Annotated in this window: 4 protein-coding genes; all 4 read right to left on the reverse strand. The window is 29.6% G+C overall.

The features are described 5' to 3' along the window. Nucleotides 1-848, reverse strand: an 848-nt coding sequence (locus F0310_RS05480) for a hypothetical protein (RefSeq protein WP_182117961.1), incomplete at its 3' end; no start/stop codon positions are given. A gap of 234 nt (nt 849-1,082) precedes the next feature. Further along, complete coding sequence (locus F0310_RS05485; RefSeq protein ID WP_182117962.1) at nt 1,083-1,352, reverse strand: hypothetical protein; 270 nt, start codon at nt 1,350-1,352, stop codon at nt 1,083-1,085. A gap of 143 nt (nt 1,353-1,495) precedes the next feature. Continuing rightward, nucleotides 1,496-1,798, reverse strand: a complete 303-nt coding sequence (locus tag F0310_RS05490) for a hypothetical protein (RefSeq protein ID WP_182117963.1) — start codon at nt 1,796-1,798, stop codon at nt 1,496-1,498. A gap of 604 nt (nt 1,799-2,402) precedes the next feature. Beyond that, the gene (locus F0310_RS05495; protein WP_182117964.1) at nt 2,403-2,549 is read right to left on the reverse strand and encodes a hypothetical protein; all 147 of its coding nucleotides are present in this window, start codon (nt 2,547-2,549) and stop codon (nt 2,403-2,405) included. Nucleotides 2,550-3,340: the final 791 nt, after the last annotated feature.

A 3,340-nucleotide genomic window follows, 5' to 3' on the forward strand; every position in this document is an offset into this window, starting at 1 on the left:
TTAAACTCGCTACAAGATAGGCTATCTGAAACAACAGTAAAAGCATCAGCATAAGCCAGGCTAGCTGTTTCCATGGTACTTTCAATAACATCAAGAATACTTCTAACTGTTTTTAAATAAACTATGTTTCTATTTTTTTTATCTTCCTCAGCCTCTTGAGTTTCTACATAGTTTTTTGCTATCTCTATCTTACGCTCAGCCTCACTAGCTTCATCTATAGCTTTCTTGTACTCTGCAATTGCTTCATCTAGAGTTTTAGTGTCGTAATTAGGCAAAGCATCCTTTAGCATCTTGCTAAGTTTGGTGTAATCTTGGCTTAGATTTAAGCTTTCTAGATCGGTAAGAGCCTTGCTACGCTTTGCGGAAGGTCCTGGGCTAAAACATTCAATACCATAATTATTACAATCACCATAGGTAGCAATAGCATTATAAGGGCTTGCATATTTGTTATAAATGGAAACTAGATTATATTGGTATCTTATAGTTTTTCTAAAAAAATACATAAGCTTCTTTTTGTCTTCCTCACTTAACTTGCCTTTAGTGTCTTGTTTGTCTGTGCTAGCACTAGAAGTAGTAGTAGGATCAGTAGTAGGATTATCAGCAGCAAGCATGGTAGGGCTACTCTTTTGCTTATCCTCTTGAGTTGTATCAACTTTCCCTGAAGAATCACTTGTATTTTCATCTTTCTTACTTGAAGCCGTAAGTGGTATTCTGCCTAGCTTACTATCTCTACTAGCAGCATCATCAAGGGAAGGAGCTGTTTTTTTAGGAGAGCTAGAATTTCCAAAAAACTTGCAAGACACAAAAAGTAATGCGACTAGCAGTAAAATAAACATGTTACTTCTCATAGACATTAACACCCTCTCTTTTTCTTTATTGTATTCACCTAAAATATTATTTTTTTATATAGCAAATATAGAGCTAAAGTGTTTATAAATATAGATAAGAGTTGGCTAGAAGCTTAAAAGTTATTTAAGGCCAACCATTTTATAAACATCTAATAGCTTGTCAATAGCAGTAGTCATTCTCTCTACTTCTGATCCTGTCTTATTACCAGCAATTGTCTTTGCATGAGCAAACCATCAATCTTCAAGTCTAGGATCAGCCATACCTGAAATAACACTTACAATGACACTAATAGCATTGTTTCTTTTTCCATTAGCATATTGCTTGGCAGCATCCCTAAACTCGTAAACAGTTTGCTTAAACTTGCTGCAAGATAACCTAGAAGAAACAACAGCAAAAGCATCAGCATAAGCCTTGCAAGCTGTTTCCATAGTTTTTTCAATAACAGCAAGAATACCTCTGACTGTTTTTAAACAGGCGGCTATATTTTTTTCTTTTCTCTTCATTAATTTTTAAATAGTCATTTTCTGTCTTTATCTCACGCTCAGCTTGAATAGTTTGCCTTATGGCTTTCCTGTAATCCTCAATAGCATCCTCTAAAGTGTTGTCCTTATAACCAGGCAGAGCATTCTTTAGAATCTTGCTAATCTTAGCGTACTCTTGAGTCTAGTTTATTGTTTTCTAAGTCAGCAAGAACATAGCTACGTATTTTAGAAAAACTAAAACATCCAATGCTATAAATACTACAATCAGTATAAGTATCAATGGTACCATAAATAAAATCTAGACTAGATTGATATGTTTTAGTTTTTCTAAAAAAAGACTTAAGCTTTTCTTTATCGTCTTTAGTTAACTTATCTGTATTTTCTTGCTTGTCTAGGTCAGCACTAAAAGTGCTAGAACTAGCAGTGGGGATAGTAGCAAGCAGGGCAGTGTTAGCAGAAACAAGCAAGGGTAAGTCTTTACTTAAGCTATTATTTCTGAAAAAGCTTGTAAGATAAAAATAATACCTTTATATAATTAAAGTAAACATACTGCTTCTTATCCTTTTCTTATAAAATTCACCCCCTAAGCTATTTGTTTTGTTAGATCCAGAGAAAGAACTAGATAAATCAAGAATAAAATTAGTTTTGTTATTGCAACTTTAGTTATCTTTTGTTCTAAGCTAAATTGCTACTAAAAATAAGATAAACTACACATTAAGTTATATTTGAACCAAAGAAAGACAAAAGTAAATCTTTTACTGTGTTTTGAAGTGTGTCTGCTCTATATTTGGTTAGTAAATATTCTTTTAAAAGATAGTGTCTTTTTTATTAATGTCTAACTTTAACAAAAAAAAGATATCCTTAAGGGGGTATCCTTCTTTTTGTTTGAACTTGAGGTATTTGTATGTTAATAGGCTCTAAACCTTTATGCTTTAAAGCAATATACCTGTTTAGTTAAATTAGAGTGCTAGAGATAAATATTATTTTGGTACTCCTGCATAATACCTTTCATATAAAGCCCAGGCTCTTTTTTTATTTCCTAAAGATAGTTCTTCTAGGGTTTTATCATATCTATAAAGAGGCAATGTATAGAGATAACAAAAAGCAAAATAAAGAAGACCAAATTAGCTCCTTTATTCTGCCTGTTGTATCAATTCTATCTAGATAAGATGAAAAACGACTCTTAACTTTAAAAATACTGCAAATTAATTTACTCAAATTATCCTCCTTACATATAAATGTATAAATATCAACTAGGACATATTGCTTAAAGTAAAATGTCATGTTCTACTAAAATAATATATCAATATTGTCTTTTAATAAAAGATATAGTGGAAAGGTATTTATATATTTTATTGTTAATTGAGATTTTTGTTAATAAATAACTTATTTTAATATAAAAGTTAAGTAAACCTAAGATAATTTCTAAATTTAGAGATACCTTTATTTAACATATCTTAATTGGAGAGGATTAAGGTTTATAAAGAAGGGTAAGTTTATAAGGAAGATAAAAAAGATAATTTTATTTTATTGGAAGTATTAAGTAGATATATCATTATTGACTTAAAGACTCCTTAAAGACAAAATTAGGTTCATTTTAATGGAGCCTTTTTTTGTCTTTGTATAAAAATAAAGATGTTCTATACTTAGCATATAAAGCATTTATATTGTTTTATGCATGATATCAAGATCAACAAAGGCTCTAAAAAGAGTCTTTTTTTGCTTTAAAAAAAATAAGATAGATAAAAACAAAATATTAACAAAAAAAATTTATATACTTTTTTTACAAAGAACATAACTTTCTAAAGTTAAAGATTTGATATCTAGCAGTATAATATAATTTAAAGAAAAATAAAGGTTTTGTTTTAAGATTTTAACTAAAGATAACAAATTATTTGTTACCTATAATTTCTATGAAATTTAGGAGGAGACTCCTTTGCTAATAAATAAATTTATTTTGATTAAAAATATACTTTTGATAATATCAATAGAAGATCCTCCCTTAGAGA

Origin of the sequence: Borrelia sp. A-FGy1 (genome assembly GCF_014084025.1) — a bacterium.
Taxonomy (GTDB): domain Bacteria; phylum Spirochaetota; class Spirochaetia; order Borreliales; family Borreliaceae; genus Borrelia.

What these genes read in the sequence shown, in the direction of transcription:
- F0310_RS05485 (WP_182117962.1), bottom strand. Translation starts at nt 1,352, where the DNA reads ATGAAGAGAAAAGAAAAAAATATAGCCGCCTGTTTAAAAACAGTCAGA.